This window comes from Streptomyces sp. NPDC038135, assembly GCF_055601245.1.
Window position 1 is genome coordinate 46,808 of record NZ_JBVJXS010000008.1, and the last position, 18,903, is coordinate 65,710.

The 18,903-nt window shown below is 75.2% G+C and carries 12 protein-coding genes; 9 read left to right on the forward strand and 3 right to left on the reverse strand.

Translation table 11 applies throughout. From position 1 onward, the window contains the following. Positions 1–25 precede the first annotated feature (25 nt). Entirely contained in the window at positions 26–2,479 is a 2,454-nt protein-coding gene (locus ACZ7JA_RS23000) for a SpoIIE family protein phosphatase (RefSeq protein WP_351672598.1), read from the reverse strand. Between the two features lie 201 nt (positions 2,480–2,680). Between ACZ7JA_RS23000 and lanKC the strand changes: the two genes are divergently transcribed. The 4 genes from lanKC (at position 2,681) to ACZ7JA_RS23020 (ending at position 9,559) form a co-directional block, all read left to right on the forward strand. Further along, positions 2,681–5,377: a class III lanthionine synthetase LanKC gene (gene lanKC, locus ACZ7JA_RS23005; RefSeq protein ID WP_470810107.1), complete on the forward strand. Its 2,697-nt coding sequence runs from the start codon at positions 2,681–2,683 to the stop codon at positions 5,375–5,377. 37 nt (positions 5,378–5,414) lie between these two features. Next, positions 5,415–5,528, forward strand: coding sequence for a SapB/AmfS family lanthipeptide (locus tag ACZ7JA_RS23010; protein WP_401128953.1), 114 nt, complete (start codon positions 5,415–5,417; stop codon positions 5,526–5,528). A gap of 127 nt (positions 5,529–5,655) precedes the next feature. Continuing rightward, complete coding sequence (locus tag ACZ7JA_RS23015) at positions 5,656–7,356, forward strand: ATP-binding cassette domain-containing protein (protein WP_389301800.1); 1,701 nt, start codon at positions 5,656–5,658, stop codon at positions 7,354–7,356. A gap of 46 nt (positions 7,357–7,402) precedes the next feature. After that, positions 7,403–9,559, forward strand: coding sequence for an ABC transporter ATP-binding protein (locus tag ACZ7JA_RS23020; protein ID WP_470810110.1), 2,157 nt, complete (start codon positions 7,403–7,405; stop codon positions 9,557–9,559). A 7-nt stretch (positions 9,560–9,566) separates the two neighbouring features. On the opposite strand, the gene ACZ7JA_RS23025 is transcribed toward ACZ7JA_RS23020, so the two are convergent. Continuing rightward, positions 9,567–10,175, reverse strand: a complete 609-nt coding sequence (locus tag ACZ7JA_RS23025) for a response regulator transcription factor (RefSeq protein ID WP_351672589.1) — start codon at positions 10,173–10,175, stop codon at positions 9,567–9,569. 396 nt (positions 10,176–10,571) lie between these two features. On the opposite strand from ACZ7JA_RS23025, the gene ACZ7JA_RS23030 reads away from it, so the two are divergent. After that, the gene (locus ACZ7JA_RS23030; protein WP_470810534.1) at positions 10,572–12,668 is read left to right on the forward strand and encodes a SpoIIE family protein phosphatase; all 2,097 of its coding nucleotides are present in this window, start codon (positions 10,572–10,574) and stop codon (positions 12,666–12,668) included. A 302-nt stretch (positions 12,669–12,970) separates the two neighbouring features. Here the strand turns inward: ACZ7JA_RS23030 and ACZ7JA_RS23035 are convergent, their stop codons facing one another. Beyond that, positions 12,971–14,440: a S1 family peptidase gene (locus ACZ7JA_RS23035; protein WP_470810536.1), complete on the reverse strand. Its 1,470-nt coding sequence runs from the start codon at positions 14,438–14,440 to the stop codon at positions 12,971–12,973. Between the two features lie 199 nt (positions 14,441–14,639). On the opposite strand from ACZ7JA_RS23035, the gene ACZ7JA_RS23040 reads away from it, so the two are divergent. From ACZ7JA_RS23040 to ACZ7JA_RS23055, 4 genes are all read left to right on the forward strand, one after another. Next, complete coding sequence (locus ACZ7JA_RS23040) at positions 14,640–15,053, forward strand: PaaI family thioesterase (RefSeq protein WP_470810112.1); 414 nt, start codon at positions 14,640–14,642, stop codon at positions 15,051–15,053. A gap of 500 nt (positions 15,054–15,553) precedes the next feature. Next, positions 15,554–15,769, forward strand: coding sequence for a type A2 lantipeptide (locus ACZ7JA_RS23045; RefSeq protein ID WP_351672585.1), 216 nt, complete (start codon positions 15,554–15,556; stop codon positions 15,767–15,769). Positions 15,770–15,876: 107 nt separating this feature from the next. After that, positions 15,877–16,683, forward strand: coding sequence for an HlyD family efflux transporter periplasmic adaptor subunit (locus ACZ7JA_RS23050; protein WP_351672583.1), 807 nt, complete (start codon positions 15,877–15,879; stop codon positions 16,681–16,683). Further along, on the forward strand, positions 16,680–18,902 hold the full coding sequence (locus ACZ7JA_RS23055) for an NHLP family bacteriocin export ABC transporter peptidase/permease/ATPase subunit (RefSeq protein WP_389454192.1): 2,223 nt from the start codon (positions 16,680–16,682) through the stop codon (positions 18,900–18,902). Before ACZ7JA_RS23050 ends, ACZ7JA_RS23055 begins: the two co-directional genes overlap by 4 nt. Position 18,903: the final 1 nt, after the last annotated feature.

Genomic DNA, 18,903 nt, shown 5'->3' on the forward strand with positions numbered 1-18,903 from the left:
ACCGCACCGGTACCCGAGTGGCGGGTCAGTCCGGTGATACGAGGTCGGCCCACACCTGCTTGCCGCCGCTGACCGGCACCGTCCCCCAGGCCGCCGACACCGCCTCCACCAGCAGGATGCCCCGGCCGCCTGTGGCCTCCCAGCCGATGCTGGTCGGCTGCACCGGGCTGCGCGGCGAGGTGTCGGCGACGGCGAGCCGCAGCCGGTGGTTGACCAGGCTGAGGTCGAGGCGGACCGGCCCGCCGGTGTGCACGAGCGCGTTGGTGACCAGCTCGGAGACGACCAGGAGGGCGGCGTCGAGGGTGTCCGGGGAGACGCCCCAGGTGCGCAGGGTGCGCCGGGTGAAGCGGCGGGCGTGCCGGACGGCCTCGGGGACCCGCCACACGGTCCAGCTCTCCCGCAGCGGGCGTACGGCCATGCCGTCGTAGCGCATCAGCAGCAGGGCGACGTCGTCGCCGCGGTGGGCGCCGGTGAGCAGGGCGTCGGCGACCAGGCCGAGGTGGCCGGGGTCGGCGGCGGCCAGCTCGGCGGCGAGCCGGTCCATGCCCTCGTCGATGTCGGCGCCCGGGGACTCCACCAGGCCGTCGGTGGTGAGGGCCAGGACCGTGCCGGGCTGGAGCCGCAGCGGGGTCATGCGGAACTCGGCCTGGCCGAGCACGCCGAGCGGCGGGCCGCCCTCGGCCTGCACGATCTCGGTGCTGCCGTCCGGGTGCCGCAGCACGGGCTGCAGATGGCCGGCGCGCACGCACAGGGCGGTCCCCTGCTCCATGTCGACGTCGACGTAGGCGCAGGTGGCGAAGAGGTCTGTCTCCATGTCCAGCAGCAGCCGGTTGGCGTGCGCGACGACGACGTCCGGTGAGTGGCCCTCGGCGGCGTAGGCGCGCAGGGCGGTGCGCATCTGCCCCATCAGGGTGGCGGCGCCCGCGTTGTGGCCCTGGACGTCGCCGATGACGAGGGCGACGTGGTTGTCGGCGAGCGGGATCACGTCGTACCAGTCGCCGCCGACCTCCAGGCCGGCGGTGGTGGGCAGGTAGCGGGCGACGGCGACCGCGCCGGGCAGCCGGGGCAGCCGGCGTGGCAGCAGGGTGCGCTGGAGCATGCCGACGAGTTCGTGCTCGGCGTCGAAGGCGTGGGCGCGCAGCAGTGCCTGTCCGGTGAGACCGGCGCAGGCGGTGAGCAGGGCGCGCTCGTCGGGGGCGAACTCGTGCGGCTGGTCCCAGCCGACCAGGCAGGCGCCGGCCATGCGGCCGCCGGCCGGCAGCGGCAGCACGGCGAGGCCGCCGGGGCCGACCTCGGCGAGGGCGGGCTCCAGCGGGCTGCCGGCGGGCCAGATGCGGGCGCGGCCCTGGCGCAGCGCGGAGGCCAGGGTGGGCATCGCCCGCACCGGCGCGTCGGGCCACTCGGTGCGCCACTCGGTGCGCCACACCTCGGGCCACGCCTCGGGTTCCGGCGGGTCGAGGACGGTGACGACCAGGCGGTCGTTCTCCAGTTCGGCCAGCGCGATGCGGTCGGCGTTGAGCGGGACGCGCAGGGCGGCGACCACGGCCTTACCGACGTCCTTGACGGTGCCGGCGGTGGCCAGCGCGGCGGCCAGCCGCTGGACCCGGGCCACGTCGGTGACGCCGGAGCGCAGCGTGGAGGCGTCCGCGACGGTGCCGGTGAGACGGGCGGAACGGCCCTCGCCGCCGGGCACCAGCCGGCCGCGCAGCCGGACCCACTTGGGCGGGCCGGAGGGCTGCAGGATGCGGAACTCCAGTTCGCGTTCGCCGATCGACATGTGGTCGGCCTCGACGACGGACATGAGGGAGGGCAGGTCCTCGGGGACGGTGAGGCCGAGCAGCGTCTCCACCCGGCCGTCGAACTCCGGCCGGCCGATGCCGAACAGACCGAGGATCGCGTCGCCGACCTCGATCCGGCCGGTGTCCATGATCACGCTGAACGCGTCGGCGGGCAGCTCGCCCGTGTCGGTCGCGACCGGGGCCGGCGCGGGCAGGGCGACGGCCCGGGCGACCAGTTCCAGGCAGGCGCGGTCGTCGGCGCCGAAGCCGCCGGGCTGCTCGGTGACGGCGAGCAGGCAGCCGCCGGACGGGCCGAGCGGGAGGGCGGCCAGCGAGAAGTCCGGATACGGCGCCCGGCGTGCCTCGGCGCACCCCGCCAGGTCGGCCGGGCCCAGCCAGACGGGGCTCCGGGTGCGGTGGGTCTCGGCCATCGGGGAGCCGCCCGCGGCCGGACAGCCGTCGCGCAGCCCGTACAGGGTGCGGGGCAGACCGGCCGACTCGGTCAGGCGGAGCGTCGCGGGGTCGTCGCCCGGCGCGTACACGCCGGCGAACGAGGCCCCGGCGAAGACCAGCGCCTGTTCCAGGACGCGCCGCAGCCGGTCCGGTGCAGCGGGAACGGCCGCGAGTGCGTCCAAGGCAGATGCGGCACGCTCGCTCCGCGATCCGCGCACCGCGGCACCCTCACTCGCCACGTTCGCCATTACAGCGCGTATGAGCCGACGGCGCAGCCCCTGCGGACGCGCCGTCCCGGGCGCCGCCGTCCGCGTACCGCTCGAAAGCCGCCGAACACATCTTTACTTGTGCGTTCCGCACGGCCTTCTCGTGACAGCGGTGACTGTCCGCGACCGGTCGGTTGCTGGAAATCTCTTCCCCGGTCACCCACAGGGAGGGGCTGCAGGCGCATGGACAAGCGGTACGAGGTGTACGCGCTGGCCGACGGGCACTTCTACGACACGCCCGACCGGCTTTCGGCGGACGACGGGCACGAGCCCGCGCCGCTGTTCGAGACGGCGCGTCGCACGGTTCCGGACGGCTGGCACGCGGCACGGAGCGGCGACTGGCTGACGCTGACCCCGCTCGGCGCGGACGGCGCACCGCTGCCCGGGCCGGCCCAGGGCTGGAAGGTGCACTCCTCGGCGACCCGGGCGAACGCGGACCGGATCGCGGCGGCCGTGTGGGACTACTGCGTGCCGCGCCGCATCCCGTTCAAGTTCGTGCCGGGCCCGCACCTGCTGCACCTGCGCAACACCAAGTACGCCGGCCGCGACACCAGCGGCAAGTTCGTCACCGTCTACCCGGACGGGGAGGAGCAGCTGCGGCAGGTGCTGGAGGAGCTCGGCGCGGAGCTGAAGGGCTGCGAGGGGCCGTACATCCTGACCGACCTGCGCTACGGCGAAGGCCCGCTCTACGTCCGCTACGGCGCGTTCGCCCGCCGGTACGTCGTCGACGAGCGGGGCTCGCTGGTCCTGGCGGTGGCCGACGGCGAGGGACGCCTGGTGCCGGACCGGCGGGACCCGTCCTTCCAGGTGCCCGAGTGGGTGGCGCTGCCGGAGTTCCTGCGGCCGCACCTGGAGGCCCGCAACACCACGACCGTGGGCGACCTGCCCTACCGCATCGAGAAGGCGCTGCACTTCTCCAACGGCGGCGGGGTCTACGTGGGCACCGACACCCGCGACGGGCGCAAGGTCGTGCTGAAGGAGGCGCGCCCGCACGCCGGGCTCGCGGCAGACGGGGCGGACGCCGTGGCCCGGCTGGAGCGGGAGAAGGCGGCGCTGGAACGGGCCGCCGGGACCGGCGTGGTGCCCGAGGTGCGGGACTGGTTCACGCTGGGCGACCACCGGTTCCTGGTGATGGACTTCCTCGAGGGCCGCACGCTCAACTCGTACTTCGCCGAGCGGCATCCGCTGCTCACGACCGATCCCGACCCGGAGCGCGTGGCCTCGTACACGCGGTGGGCGCTGCGCATACACCGGGCGGTGGAACGCGCGGTGGAGGCGGTGCACGAGCGCGGGCTGGTCTTCAACGACCTGCACGTCTTCAACGTCATGGTCGCCCCGGACGAGGAGACCGTGTACCTCATCGACTTCGAGGCGGCCGCGCCGGCCAAGGAGAACGGGCGGCAGGTCGTCGCCCACCCCGGCTTCTTCGCGCCGCCGGACCGCCGCGGCAAGGACGTCGACCGGTACGCGCTGGCCTGTCTGCGGATCGCCCTGTTCCTGCCGGTGACCACGCTGTTCGTGGTGGACCGCGGCAAGGCCGCCCACCTGGCGGACGTGATCGCCGGGCAGTTCCCGGACGTGCCGCGCGCCTTCCTGGACGAGGCGGTCGCCGAGATCACCCGGAACCCGGCCGGCGGGACGGCCCGGCCGTCCGCCCCGCTGGTGGACCCGGGCGACTGGCCCTACAGCCGGGACTCGATGGTCAAGGCGATCCTCGCCTCCGCGACGCCGGAGCGCGACGACCGACTCTTCCCAGGCGACATCGCCCAGTTCTCCGAGGGCGGCGGGCTCGGCCTGGCGCACGGCGCGGCCGGCGTGCTGTACGCGCTGGACGCCGCCGGGGCCGGGCGGTACGAGGAGGGCGAGCGCTGGCTGCTGGACCACACGGCGGTGGTGCCGCCCGGCACTCCGCTGGGCCTCTACGACGGCCTCGCGGGCGTGGCGCTGGTCCTCGACCGGCTCGGCCACCGGCAGCGTGCGCTGGACCTGGTCGACTGCGTCCTGCGGGAGAAGTGGCAGAACCTCTCCTCCGAACTGAACGGCGGACTGGCCGGGGTCGGACTGGTCCTCGGCCACCTGGCGGCCGCGACCGGCGAGCCGGAGCTCGGCGAGCGGGCCGATGAGGCCGCCGACATCCTCGTCCGGCGCCTCACCGAGCCGGTCCCGGACACGCCGCGGCGGCGGGCCGGGCTGCTGCGGGGCGCGACCGGGCCCGCGCTGTTCCTGCTGCGGCGGTACGAGCAGACCGGTGAGACCCGGCTTCTGGTGGCCGCGGCCGAGGCACTGCGCCGCGACCTGGCCGGCTGCGTGCTCCAGAAGGCGCACGGCGGGCTCGAGGTGGACGAGGGCTGGCGGACGCTGCCGTACCTCGGCGACGGGAGCGTGGGGATCGGGATGGTCCTCGACGACTACCTGGCGCACGCGGGCGACGGCGGCGAGCGGTTCTCCTCGCTCGCCCGGACCGCCGACGACGCCCGCGAGACGGCCTTCCTCGCGCACGCGGCGGGCGCGGCGGCGGAGTTCGAGCAGGCCAGGACCGGCATCCGCACCGCCGCCACCTCCCGCTTCTACGCGCAGCCCGGACTCTTCCAGGGCCGCGCCGGAATGATCCTGCACCTGGCCCGCGGCCTGACGCCGGACGCCGGCCGGGAGCGGCTCGAGCAGCAGATCGCGGGGCTCGGCTGGTTCGCGATGGCCTACCAGGGTCAGCTCGCCTTCCCCGGGAACCAGATGATGCGGCTCTCCATGGACCTCGCCACCGGAACGGCCGGCTGCCTGCTGGCGCTCGCCTCGGCCCTCGACGCCGAACGCGCCGCGCACCTGCCGTTCCTGCCGCCGCCGGCGGCCCTCACACGCGGCTCCGCACCGACGGAGTCGTGACACAACCCCCGTCCCCAATAGGGAAAGGACACCCATCATGGCACTTCTCGACCTGCAGACCCTGGAGTCCGACGAGCACACCGGCGGCGGCGCCAGCACGCTGAGCCTGCTGTCCTGCGTCTCGGCGGCGAGCGTTGCGCTCTGTCTCTGACCGAGCCGCCGGATAACGGCTCCGGGCGCCCCACTCCCCGTGCGGGGGTGGGCTGCCCGGAGCCTTCCCGTTTCCCGTCCCGTTCGTTGTTCGTGCTCCCGTTCGATCCGAGGCGAGGCCGCAGCCGATGACGCCCCCGACCGACCTCCCCGACCGTCTGCCGCGTGCCGTGCTCCGGCACGTCCGGGCCCGGTGCGCCGCGCTGTGCGCCGTCAGCGCGGCGGCGACGGCCGCCGGACTGCTGCTGCCGGCCGCGCTCGGCCGGGCCCTCGACCTGCTGCTGAACCGTGCGCCGGCCGGCCGCTGGGTGGCCTGCTGCGCGGGTCTGGTGCTGCTGCTCGCCGTGCTGGACGGGTGCGCGGGCGTCCTCACCGGCACGGTGGACGCGCGATCGACCGCGTGGCTGCGCCGCCGGGTCACCGGGCACGTACTGGCCGTCGGCCCGCGCGCGGGCGCCCGGTTCGGCTCCGGTGACCTGGTGGCCCGGCTGGTGGGCAGCGCCGCGCAGGCCGGCACGGCGCCGGGCGCCACGGCCGCGCTGGTCGCCGCGCTCGCCGGGCCGGTGGGCGGGGTGGTGGCGCTGGGCCTCATCGACCCCTGGCTGGCCGCCGTGTTCCTCGCCGGAGCGCCGGTCCTGGCGCTGCTGCTGCGCGCCTTCGCCCGGGACACCTCGGCCTGCGCCGCCGACTACCAGCGGGTGCAGGGCAGGATCGCCGCCGCGCTGACCGAGGCGGTCGGCGGCTCCCGCACGATCCGCGCGGCCGGCGCCGAGGACCGGGAGACGGCCCGGATCTTGCGGCCGCTGCCGGAACTGTCCCGCGCCGGGCACCGCATGTGGCGGGTGCAGGGGCGGGCCGCCGCGCAGGCGGTCACGGTGGCGCCGCTGCTGAACCTCGGCGTGGTCGCGGTGGCCGGGCTGCTGCTCGCCCGGCACCGTCTGTCGGTCGGCGAGGTGCTGGCCGCCTCCCGGTACGCGGCCCTCGCCACCGGCGTCGGCATGCTGCTCGGGCACCTGGCCGCGCTCTCCCGGGCCCGCGCGGCCACCGGACGGCTGGCCGAGGTGCTGGCCGAGCCGGCCCCCGGGTACGGCTCCGGTGAACTGCCGCCCGGCGAGGGACGGCTGGAGCTGCGCGGCGTGACGGCCCGGCGGGGCGGGCGGACCGTGCTGGACGGCGTCGACCTGCTCGTCCCGGCGGGCGCCATGCTCGCGGTGGTCGGTCGTTCCGGCACCGGCAAGTCGCTGCTCGCCGAACTCGCGGGCCGGCTCACCGACCCGGACGCCGGGGAGGTCCGGCTGGACGGGGTCCCGCTGCGCGACCTGCGCCACGACGAGCTGCGCCGCGCGGTGTCGTACGCCTTCGAGCGGCCCGCCCTGCTGGGCACCACCATCGAGGACACGCTCTCCTTCGGGCTCGCCGCCCCCTCCGCCGAGCGCGTCCGGTCGGCCGCGCGCGCGGCCCGCGCCGACGACTTCGTCCGCCGGCTGCCCGCCGGCTACGCCACCCGCTGCGCCGACGCGCCCCGCTCCGGGGGCGAGGCCCAGCGCCTCGGGCTGGCCCGCGCCTTCGCCCACGGCGGCCGGCTGCTCATCCTCGACGACGCCCTCTCCAGCCTCGACACGGTCACGGAGCACCAGATCACCGAGGCCCTGCTGTCCTCCCGTGCGGGCCCGACCCGTCTGCTCATCGCCCACCGCACGGCCACCGCGGCCCGCGCCGACGCGGTCGCCTGGCTGGACGGGGGCCGGGTACGGGCGGTGGGCCCGCACGCCGAGCTGTGGCGGGACCCGGAGTACCGGGCGGTGTTCGGGGAGGAGGACGGGACATGAGCGAGCGGCCCGCGGGCGGGTGCCCGCACCGGGAAGGAGCCCGCTGATGGGCGTACGGCGGCAGGCGCTGCGGTTCCTGCGGGCACGGTGGCGGGTGCTGGTGCGGCTCGGCTGCTGGTCGGCCCTGGAGGCGGGGCAGACCTTCGTGCTCGGGTACGCCCTGGCGCGGGCGCTGGACGCCGGGTTCCTGGCCGGGAACACACGGACCGGCCTGCTCTGGCTCGGCGCGGCCGGGCTCGCGGTGGCCGCCGGGGCGTACGGGACCGGACGCGTGTACGGCGCGGTCGCCGCGCTGGTCGAGCCCGCCCGGGACCGGCTGGTCGAGCGGGTGGTGGCGCGCGGGGTGCGGGAGGCGGACGGCGGAGCGCTCTCCGGGCTCACCCAGCAGGTGGAGATCGCCCGGGACACGTCCGCCGGTCTCGTCCTGGTCTCCCGGTCGTTCCTGTTCACCGCGGCCGGGGCGCTGGCCGGCCTGTGCGCGCTGGACCCGCTGCTGCTCGCGGTCGTCGTCCCGCCGCTGCTGGCGGGTGTCGCGCTGTTCGCTGCGACGCTGCGGCCGCTGGCCCGGCGCCAGGAGTCCTTCCTCGCCGCCGACGAGGCGCTCGCCGGGGAGCTGGGGACGGTGTGCCCGGGGCTGCGGGACGTGGCGGCCGCCGGCGCGGAGGCCCGGATGGCGGCGGAAATTTCGGAGGCGGTCGCCGCCGAGGAGCGGGCCGCCCGCGCCCTGGCCCGCTGGAGCGTGGCCCGGGTGGCGGCGCTGGCGGTGGGCGGCGAACTGCCGGTCGTCCTGCTGCTGGTGACCGCGCCCTGGCTGCTCGGGCACGGCGTCACCGCGGGTGCGCTGGTGGGCGCCCTGGCCTACGTCACCCAGTCCCTGCTCCCCGCCCTCCAGAACCTCGTCCACGGCCTCGGCACCAGCGGCTCCCGCCTCACCGTCGTCCTACGCCGCCTACTCCCGCCCACACCCCCCGACGTCGAGAACCGGCCACCGGCCGCACGACGGCCCGCCGACGGACCGGACCCACAGCCGGCGTCCGGCCCGGCCGGACGCAGCGCCCGGCGCCCGGCGCCCGGACCCGGCAGGCCGGACCAGCGCCCCGCACCCGGCTCCGCCGACCAGCCGGACCCTCGCCCCGCGCCCACACCGGGCGACCGCGGCGACCAGCGTCAGGCGTCCGCATCCGGCACGCCGAGCCGGCCGGCACCCACGAAACGGCCCGCAGCCGGGGAGGGACGTCCGGACCGGCACCCGGCAACAGAGCCCGCCCCCCACCCAGCGCCCGGCCCGGCCGACCACAGCGACCGGCTCGACGCCGCGGGCGAAGGGCCGCCTGCACGAGAGGCCACGCACGAACGAGGCCGCACCGGCGGTCGGCCGCCCCGGCCCCCGGCGCCCCGGCTCGGCGCCTCGGGCGGAGGGCCGGCTCCACGGCGGGAGCCGGGGGGAACCGTTCACCCGCGTCCGCGTCCCGGGGCTCCCGCCCTCGGTCTCCGGGGTGTCACCTTCGCCTACGGGCCCGCCAGCGAGCCCGTGCTCGACGGGCTCGATCTGAGGCTGCCGGCGGGCGGGCACCTGGCCGTCGTGGGGCCGAGCGGGATCGGGAAGTCGACCCTCACGGGGCTGGTCGCGGGGTTGCTGGTGGCACGCGAGGGGGCGATCCAGGTGTACGGGCACACCGTGCCGAGCCCGGAGGCGGCCGCCGCGCGGGTGCTCATTCCGCAGGAGGCGTACGTCCACGGCGGGACCCTCGCTGAGAACCTGGGCATGTTCCGCCAGGAGCCCGTGCCGGAGGCGGAGCTGACGGCCGCGGCCGAGGCGGTCGGGTGCCTTCCGCTGCTCGAGGCGCTGGGCGGCCCCGCGGCCGGGGTCGATCCGGCCGCGCTGTCCGCGGGCGAGCGCCAGTTGATCGCGCTCACCCGCGCCTACCTCTCCCCGGCGCCGCTCGCCCTGCTCGACGAGGCCACCTGCCATCTCGACGCGGCCGCCGAGGCCCGGGCCGAGCGGGCCTTCGCCGCCCGGCCCGGCGGAACGCTGGTGGTCGTCGCGCACCGCATCAGCTCGGCCCTGCGGGCCGGCCGGGTACTGGTGCTGGACGGGCCGCGCACCGCCTGCGGCACCCACGAAGAACTGCTGCGGACCTCGGCGCGCTACCGCGCCCTGGTCGGCGACTGGACGGCGGAGCCCGCCGCGCCGGTGCGGTGACCGGCGGTCACAGCCACCCCTCGCCCTGCGAGATCCGGATCGCGTCGATGCGGTTGCGCGCCCCCGTCTTGCGGGTGATCGCGGCCATGTAGTTGCGCACCGTGCCGTGGGACAGGTGCAGCCGCCCGGCGATCTCCGCGACGGACGCGCCGTCGGCCGCCATCGACAGCACGCTCAACTCCCGGCCGGTCAGCGGCATCTGAGCGGCCTTGAGGAACCCGAAGCCCAGCGACGTGTCGACGAATCGTTCCCCCTCCGCGACCCGCCGGATCGCCCGCACCAGCCGGTCCGGGGAGCCCGCCTTGTCGACGAAGCCGAGCGCCCCCGCCTCGGCCGCCCGCTTCAGGGCCCCGGGCCGGTTCCCGCTCGCCAGCACCACCAGCGCCGGCGGCCGCCCTCCCGTGCCCGGGGGACACAGTTCACCGAGCGGCGGGCTCCCCTGGCCGTCGCCGCACTCGAGGTCCGCCGCGCAGACGTCCGGGCATAAGGAGCGCACCCTCGTCGCGGCGCCCCGCCATGGCGTGTCCTCCACCTGGAGCCCGGGCTCCCGTCTCAGCCACTCGGCCAGAACCGCCCGTACCAGACACGCGTCGTGCACCAGGAGTACCCGTATCACTGCCCCGCCCCTCCAGCGGACCGCTCGGCGGCCGCCTCGCATGCTTTCGAATTCAGGTGTTGAGCGCGTGCCCTATTGTTCGGCGCTGTCACCGATCACGGGCGCGGGAAACCGGCCATCAGGATGCGCGGGGGCGCACGTGCGGCGCCCGTACACCACCCGCGCTTCCGATGCCTGGGCATGGGTCCGGGCGGACGGGGTAATCGGAAGATTTCATCGTCACGCGCGGGTTCGCGCGCAGGTCAGGACGCCGCCGGGGGCACGCCGGCGGCGCTCGCCGTGCGCCCGGCGCGCCCACGGGGCAGCCTTGATCCCGGGAGGCGTGCGCGGCCGTACGAGGAGGTGGTCGCCGTGCCCGACGGGCCAGGGGCCGGGCGGACACCGGAGGTGGCCGGCATGACGGCCGGCCGGCCGCTGCTGTCGCTCGCGCTGGCCTCGATGCTGGAGGACGTGCGCGCGCACTCCGGCGCGGTCTACCTGCTGCGCCACTCCGAGCCGGTGCTGGAGATGGCGGTCATGGCGGGCATGCCCCGCGCGTTCGCGGCCCCTTGGGAGCGGGTCGGGCTGCACGCGCCGATCCCGGTGGCGGACGCGGTGCGCGAGCGCCGGCTGGTGTGGGTGAGCGGCGAGGAGGAGATGGCGCGTCGCTACCCGCGTATCTCGGTGGTGCTGCCGTACCCGTTCGCGCTGGCCGCGCTGCCGGTGGCGACGGCCGACACCGTGTTCGGCGCCGTGTTCGTGACCTGGCCCGGGGTGCGGCCGCCGGAGCTGTCCGACCCGGAGCGGGAGCGTCTGACCGCGGGTTGCGAACGGCTCGCGCTGCGGCTGGCCCGGGCCGCCGAGGAGAACCTGACCCTGCTCCCCGAGGCCGATCTGCTGGCGGCGCCGGTGTCGGGGGTGGCGGGCACGCTGGGCACGGTGGAGGCGGCGCGGATGGTGGCCCGGCTGCCCTACGGGCTGGTGTCGCTGGACCTGCACGGCCGGGTCGGCTTCGTCAACGCGGCGGCCGCCGAGCTGCTCGGCCGGCCGGCGGCCGAACTGCTGGGCACCCAGCCGTGGGTGTCGGTGCCGTGGCTGAACGACCCGGTGTACGAGGACCGCTACCGGGCCGCGCTGATCAGCCAGCAGGTGGCGTCGTTCGTGGCGCTGCGCCCGCCGGGCGAATGGCTGTCGTTCCGGCTGTACCCGAGCAGGACCGGGCTGAGCGTCCGGATCACCCGTGCCCGGGCAGTCGCCGAGATCACCCGCGAGACGCCGCAGCCGGGACCGGGGCCGTCCCGGCTGGTGACGATCTCTCAGGTGCTCAGCCTGGCGGGCGCGCTGACCGAGGCGGTCGGGGTGCACGACGTGGTGCAGCTGGTCGCCGACGAGGTGGCCCCGGCGGTCGGCAGCCAGGCGCTGGTGATCCTCGGCTCCCAGGGCGGACGGCTGCACGTGCTGGGACACCGCGGCTACACCGACCCGCACGTGGTGGAGCGGTTCGACGGTCTGCCGCTCACCGAGCGCACCCCGGGCACCCATGTCCTGAACAGCGGCGTACCGGGGTTCTTCGAGACCCAGGAGCAGCTGGAGCGGCTGTATCCCAGCCGGCAGCGGACCCCGGACGGCTACGCGGCCTGGGCGTTCCTGCCGCTGATCGCGTCCGGGCGGCCGGTGGGCACCTGTGTGCTCGCGTACGCCGAACCGCGGGCCTTCGCCGCCGACGAGCGGGCGGTGCTGACCAGCCTCGGCGGTCTCATCGCGCAGGCATTGGAGCGCGCCCTGCTGTACGACGCCAAGCACCGGCTGGCGCAGGGGCTCCAGGAGTCCCTGCTGCCGCACTCGCTGGCGAGGCTGCCCGGGATCGAGGCGGCCGCCCGGTATCTGCCGGCCACTCAGGGCATGGAGATCGGCGGCGACTTCTACGACCTGGTGCCGACCGGCCCGCTGGCGGCGGCGGTGATCGGGGACGTACAGGGACACAACGTCACGGCGGCGGCGCTGATGGGGCAGATCCGCACCGGGGTCCGCGCCTACACCACGGTGGGGCAGCCGCCCGAGGAGGTGATGAGCAGCACCAACCGGCTGCTCATCGATCTGGGGTCCGAGCTGTTCGCGAGCTGTCTGTACCTGCGTCTGGACCCGGCCCGGGGCCGGGCCGTGATGGCTCGCGCGGGGCATCCGCCGCCCCTGCTCAGGCGCCCGGACGGCCGGGTGCGGGTGCTGGACCTGGCGGGCGGCCCGCTGCTGGGCATCGACGCCTCCGCCACGTACCCGACCACCGAGGTGTCCCTGACGCCCGGCTCGGTGCTCGCCCTGTACACGGACGGGCTGGTGGAGTCGCCCGGCGTGGACATCGAGGACTCCCTGGTCGACCTGGGCGCGCTGCTCGGCGAGGTGGGCGGCCGGCCGCTGGAGGAGCTGGCCGACGAGCTGCTGCGGCACAGCGCGGCCGCGCAGGAACGGATGGACGACGTCGCGGTGCTGCTGCTCAGGGCCCACGACGGCGGCTGAGCCGCGGTGCCGCGACGGCGGCGAGCCCCGGGCGCCGCGACGGCGGCGAGCCCCGGGCGCCGCGACGGCGGCGAGTCCCGGGTGCCGCGACGGCGGCGAGTCCCAGGCCCCACGACAGCGGCGAGTCCCAGGCACCACGACAGCGGCGAGTCCCGGGTGCCGCGACGGCCGCGGTCCGGCCCTCCCGCCGGAGGACCGGACCGTCCCCGCCCGGCCGGAACCGCTGTGGGCCGGGCGGGGAGTCGTGCTGCGGCCCGGTGGCCCCGGTCGCGCCCGGCGCGAGCCGGCGGGCCCCGGTGGGATCAGTGGGACCCGTCGGCGGAGGAGGACCCGTCGCCCGCGCCCGCCTGGTCGCCCGCGCCCTCGCCCGTGCCGCTCTGGTGGCCGCCCGCCGTGGCCGACGGGTCGGCGCCGCCGCCGATCTGGTCGCCGCCCGCCTGGTCACCGGCGCCCGAGCCGTCCCCGGCGCCCGCCTGCTCCCCGGCTCCAGCCTGGTCACCGGCACCGGCGCCGGCCTGGTCACCAGCTCCTGCCTGGTCGCCCGCTCCGGCCTGGTCCCCCGCTCCTGCACCCGCCTGGTCGCCCGCGCCCGCCTGGTCCCCGGCTCCGGCACCCGCCTGGCCGCCCGCGCCGTTCCCGCCGTTCCCGAGGGTGGCGCCGGTGGCCTGCAGGGCCGCGGTGACCGGCTGGAAGAAGGTCTCGCCGCCGCTGGTGCAGTCCCCGCTGCCGCCGGAGGTGAGGCCGACCGCGCCGCCGTCCTGGGTGAACAGGGAGCCGCCGCTGTCGCCCGCCTCGGCGCAGACGTCGGTCTGGATGAGGCCGGTGACCGTGTCGACGCCGTTGGGGTCCGTCTCGCTCTGGAAGTTGACGGTGGCGTCGAGGCCGGTCACCTGGCCGTTGTGCAGCCCGGTGGTGGAGCCCATCCGGAACACGGCCTGGCCGACCGTCGCGTCCACCGCCTGGTTGATCTGCACGGTCTGGCCGTTGCCCGCGTTGACCTCGCTGGGCGCCTGGGTGTTCGGGTCGTCGTACTTGACGAGTGAGAAGTCGCCCTCGCCGGGGAAGGTGGCCTGGTCCACGGTGGCGATGGGCTGCCCGTTCTGGGAGTCCGACCACTGCTTGGCCGCCACCCCGCAGTGACCGGCCGTCAGGAAGGCGGGGCTGCCGTCGGAGGCGGTGACGTTGAAGCCGAGGGAGCAGCGCACGTTGCCGCCCTGCACCTGGGAGAAGATGGCGTCGCCGCCCGAGACGAAGGTCTTGAGGGAACCGGCGGACCTCTTCAGGGTGGCCATGCCGGAGCCGAGACCGCGCACGGTCGACTGGACCCGGTCCCACTTGGCGCCGGTGACGGTGGAGTCGGCGGTGACCACGACCTTGTTGGTGCGCGGGTCGACGGCCCAGGCGGTGCCCGGGACGGTGGCCTTGCTCTTCAGGGTCCGCGCGGCGGCCTGGAGTTCGGCGGTGCTGTTGTCGACCTGGCGCACGGCCGCGCCGGCCTTCTCCGCCTGGACGATCACGTTCTTGTCGCCGCTGACCACGTTGACGACGAGCTGCCGCTTGGCGCTGTCGTAGTAGGACCCGGCGACGGCGTCGCCGAGCGCCTTCTGCAGTTGGGCGGCGAGATCCGAGGCGTCCGCGGCCTTCAGGGTCCTGGCGGTGCCGGCGGCGCCCGACGCCTTGTCCTGGGACGCGTTGGCGTTGGGCAGCAGGAGGGCCGCCGCGCCGAGCGCAGCGACACCGCCCACCGCTATCGCGGCCTTGCGCTTGGGCATTCGCTTGTGACTCAAACTTCTCGACCTCCTGGGAGCGGGGGAATCTGCCGCGGTCGGGCAGTCGTTCGGGGCGCCTGGATGGCTACAGGTACGGGCGGGTCAGGCGGTGCGTTCAATTCCGGTTGCCGACTCCCGTGCCACCGAGGCGAATCGGCCGCGTCGCGCGTGTCCCGGCGCCGGGCCGGGAAGAATCGCCGACATGACGCTGACCACCGCCGAGGCCGACAAGATCCTCGCCACCTGTTTCGCCCCCTGGGTCCTCGAACTGGGCCTGGTGGTCGAGTCGCTGGCCGAGGACCGCGCGGTGCTGCGGCTGCCCTGGTCGGAGCGGCTGGCCCGGGAGGGCGGCGGACTGTCGGGCCAGGCGCTGATGGCGGCGGCCGACACGGCCACGGTGGTCGCGGTCTCGGCCGCCCGGGGCGGCTTCGTGCCGATGACGACCGTGCAGCAGTCGACGTCCTTCCAGCGCGCGGTGACCGGTTCCGACGTCCGGATCGAGGCGGTGCTCACCAAGCTGGGGCGGCGGACGGCGTTCGCCGACATCACCCTGCGCGACACGGAGTCAGGCGCACTGGCGGCCCGGGCGAGCACGGTCTACGCGCTCCTGGGCTGACGGTCCGCGCCTTCCCGGGCCGGCGCTCCGCGCACCCCTGAACGGGCACGCTCGGCTACCGTTCGGTAACAGCCAGTTCTGCACACGTACCGGAATCCCTGCTTCAGGGAATCTGCACATCGACTGCCCAAGCGCGTCACCGCCGCCGTCGTATCTGCACATCCGCGCGCCCCCCGGCACTCCTTTGGCGCGGAGTGCCGGATTCGCCGGCCGGTGGGCAAGGGCGCGGCCGCGCCGATGCCGTGCGGCATGTGAAGGAGTGGCCGACACGGCGTGCGCAAACCTGCACCGTTGGACTCTTGGGTACTCCAAGTGCGCAGGTGAGAGGCATGTTTGATTGGAAGCCAGAAGCGCGGGCGTGCTTTGATCCATCGCACCGCGGGCATTCCCCCGGGCCTTCCGGAAACGGGGGCCCGGAGCCCGCGGTGGCGGCCGTCCGTCTGTCCCCAGAGGGGGCCGCTTCCCCCCTTATGAATATCCATACGAAGGGAAGTTCCACCATGAACTCCACCCCCCAGGTTGAGACCGTCGAGATCTCGGACGCCGAGCTGGACAACGTCTCCGGCGGTCTGTCCCTGAACGCCCTCAACACCGTGACCGGTGCCGTGAACGGCGTTGCCCCCGTCGCCGGCCTGGTGGACACCGCCGTCGGCACCGTCGAGGGTGTCACGGGCCTGAACACCGCCCCGATCACCGGCCTGGTCGCCGGTCTCTGATCGCACCCCGGTGTCACCGAAGTCCCGGAGCCGCCCCCCGGCTCCGGGACTCTCGGGTGCCCGCGTTCCTGTCGTGACGATGTCTCTCCTCGGGTGAGGGAAGTTCCGTGCAGTTCCGCCAACAGGCCCTCGCCAAGCTCCAGTCGCCGGAGGAGCTGGACCTCCCGGTGCGACTGGCCCGCCCCCAGGGCTGGCTCGCGCTCGGCGTCACCGTCGTCGTCATGGCGGCGGCCTCCGTGTGGGCGGTGACCGGATCGGTCGCCTCCACCGTCGCCGCACAGGCCGTCCTGACCCATGGGCAGGGCAGTTACCTGCTGCAGAGCCCCGTCGCCGGCCAGGTCACGGCCGTGCTCGCCGAGCAGGGCGAACGGCTGCCGGCCGGCGCGCCCGTGCTCAAGGTCCGCACCGGCCAGGGCGACACGGTGGTGCGCACCGTCGCCGCGGGCCGGATCACCGCGCTCGCCGCCACCATCGGGCAGATCGTCCAGACCGGCGCCAACGTGGCCTCCGTGGAGAAGATCGCCCACGCCTCGGACCCGCTGTACGCGACCGTGTACGTCCCCGCCGAGAACGCGGCCGCCATCCCCGCGCACGCCCCGGTCGACCTGACCGTGTCCTCCGTGCCCGCACAGCGGTACGGCGTGCTGCGCGGGCACGTGAAGTCGGTGGACCGCGCCGCGCAGTCCCCGCAGTCCATCGCCGCGTTCCTCGGCGACAGCCAGCTCGGCGAGCAGTTCACCCGCAAGGGCCGCCCGGTGGCGGTGCTGGTCTCGCTGGACAAGTCGGCGTCGGCGAAGAGCGGTTACCGCTGGTCGTCCGCCGAGGGGCCGCCGTACCGGCTCGACTCCATGACCCTCGCCTCCGGTTCGATCAAGCTGGCCGACCAGCGTCCCGTCGATTGGCTGCTCCCGTGACCACCGCCCAGGAATCCCGCGGCCGCAGACGCGCCGCCCCGGCCCGCAGGCCGGTGCCCAAGTCCCGCGGCGGCACGGTCCGTACGCCCACCGTGCTCCAGATGGAGGCCGTCGAGTGCGGCGCCGCCTCCCTCGCCATGGTGCTCGGCCACTACGGCCGGCACGTCCCGCTGGAGGAGCTGCGCATCGCCTGCGGCGTCTCCCGCGACGGCTCGCGCGCCAGCAACCTGCTGAAGGCCGCCCGCGGTTACGGGCTGACCGCCAAGGGCATGCAGATGGACCTGGCCGCGCTCGCCGAGGTGAAGGCGCCGGCCGTCCTCTTCTGGGAGTTCAACCACTACGTCGTCTACGACGGCATGGGCCGCCGCTTCGGCCGCCGCGGGGTGTACATCAACGACCCCGCCAAGGGCCGCCGGTTCGTGCCGATGGAGGAGTTCGACGGCAGCTTCACCGGTGTCGTGCTGGTGATGGAGCCGGGCGGGGACTTCACCCGGGGCGGCCGCCGGCCGGGCGTGCTCGGCGCGATGCCGGCCCGGCTGCGCGGCACCGCGGGCACCCTGCCGGCCGCCGTGCTGGCCAGCCTGCTGCTGGTGGCGGTCGGGGCGGCGGTGCCCGCGCTCAGCCGTACCTACATCGACATGTTCCTCATCGGCGGGCAGACCTCGCTGCTCGGCGTGCTGTTCGCCTCGATGGCCACCTGTGTCGCGCTCACCCTGGTGCTGACCTGGCTCCAGCAGGCGAACCTGCTGCACGGCCGGATCATCTCCTCCACCCTCTCCAGCGCCCGCTTCCTGCGCCATCTGCTGCGGCTGCCGGTCACCTTCTTCTCCCAGCGCTCCCCGGCCGACCTGGTGCAGCGCCTGCAGTCCAACGACCAGGTGGCCGAGACCCTGGCCCGCGACCTCGCGGCGGCGGGCGTGGACGCCATCGTGGTCGTGCTGTACGCCGTGCTGCTGTACACGTACGACCCGCAGCTGACGTTCGTCGGCATCGGCGTGGCCCTGCTGAACGTCGTCGCGATGCGGCTGGTGGTACGGCTGCGGGCGACCCGGACGGCGAAGCTGCGCGCGGACACCGCCCGGCTCACCAACACCTCGTACTCGGGGCTGCAGCTCATCGAGACGATGAAGGCGACCGGCGGCGAGGACGGCTACTTCCGCAAGTGGGCCGGCCAGCACGCCACCACGCTGGAGGAGCAGCAGCGGCTCGGCGTGCCGAGCGCCTGGCTGGGCGTGGTCGCGCCGACGCTCGCCACGCTCAACAGCGCGCTGATCCTCTGGATCGGCGGGATGCGGGCCGTCGAGGGGCACATCTCGGTCGGTCTGCTGGTCGCCTTCCAGGCGCTGGTCACCCGGTTCACCGCGCCGCTGACCCGGCTCAACGGCGTCGCGGGCCGCATCCAGGACTTCGCCGCGGACGTGGCCCGGCTGAAGGACGTGGAGAACTTCCAGGCCGACCCGCTCTACGCGCGGCCCGGCTCGGGCGACTCCACCCGCCGGCTGCACGGGCACATCGAACTGGAGAACGTCACCTTCGGCTACAGCCCGCTGGACCAGCCGCTGCTGACCGGGTTCGACCTGACGGTGGGCCCCGGCCGGCAGGTGGCCCTGGTCGGCGGCTCGGGCAGCGGCAAGTCGACGGTGTCCCGGCTGATCTCGGGCCTGTACACGCCGTGGGACGGGGTGATCCGCATCGACGGCCGCCGGCTGGAGGACATCCCGCGCGGCGCGCTCGCCGCCTCGGTGTCCTTCGTCGACCAGGACGTGTTCCTGTTCGAGGGCTCGATCCGCGACAACGTGGCCCTGTGGGACCCGTCGATCCCCGACGAGGCGGTGATCGAGGCGCTCAGGGACGCCGCCCTGTACGACGTGGTGACGCGCCGGCCGGGCGGGATCCACAGCATGGTCGAGCAGGACGGCCGGAACTTCTCCGGCGGCCAGCGGCAGCGCCTGGAGATCGCCCGGGCGCTGGTGCGCCGGCCGAGCATCCTGGTGCTGGACGAGGTGACCAGCGCGCTGGACGCGGAGACCGAGCTGGTCGTGATGGACAACCTGCGCCGGCGCGGCTGCGCCTGCGTGGTGATCGCCCACCGGCTGAGCACGGTCCGCGACAGCGACGAGATCGTCGTGCTGGAGCACGGCACCGTCGTGGAACGCGGGCGGCACGAGGAGCTGGTGGCGCGCGGTGGCGCGTACGCCGCGCTGGTCAGGGAGCGGTGAG

Excerpts from the sequence above, each read along its gene's own strand:
- ACZ7JA_RS23000 (WP_351672598.1), bottom strand. The coding sequence starts at position 2,479 with ATGGCGAACGTGGCGAGTGAGGGTGCCGCGGTGCGCGGATCGCGGAGC.
- lanKC (WP_470810107.1), top strand. The coding sequence starts at position 2,681 with ATGGACAAGCGGTACGAGGTGTACGCGCTGGCCGACGGGCACTTCTAC.
- ACZ7JA_RS23010 (WP_401128953.1), top strand. The coding sequence starts at position 5,415 with ATGGCACTTCTCGACCTGCAGACCCTGGAGTCCGACGAGCACACCGGC.
- ACZ7JA_RS23015 (WP_389301800.1), top strand. The coding sequence starts at position 5,656 with ATGACGCCCCCGACCGACCTCCCCGACCGTCTGCCGCGTGCCGTGCTC.
- ACZ7JA_RS23020 (WP_470810110.1), top strand. The coding sequence starts at position 7,403 with ATGGGCGTACGGCGGCAGGCGCTGCGGTTCCTGCGGGCACGGTGGCGG.
- ACZ7JA_RS23030 (WP_470810534.1), top strand. The coding sequence starts at position 10,572 with ATGACGGCCGGCCGGCCGCTGCTGTCGCTCGCGCTGGCCTCGATGCTG.
- ACZ7JA_RS23035 (WP_470810536.1), bottom strand. The coding sequence starts at position 14,440 with ATGCCCAAGCGCAAGGCCGCGATAGCGGTGGGCGGTGTCGCTGCGCTC.
- ACZ7JA_RS23040 (WP_470810112.1), top strand. The coding sequence starts at position 14,640 with ATGACGCTGACCACCGCCGAGGCCGACAAGATCCTCGCCACCTGTTTC.
- ACZ7JA_RS23045 (WP_351672585.1), top strand. The coding sequence starts at position 15,554 with ATGAACTCCACCCCCCAGGTTGAGACCGTCGAGATCTCGGACGCCGAG.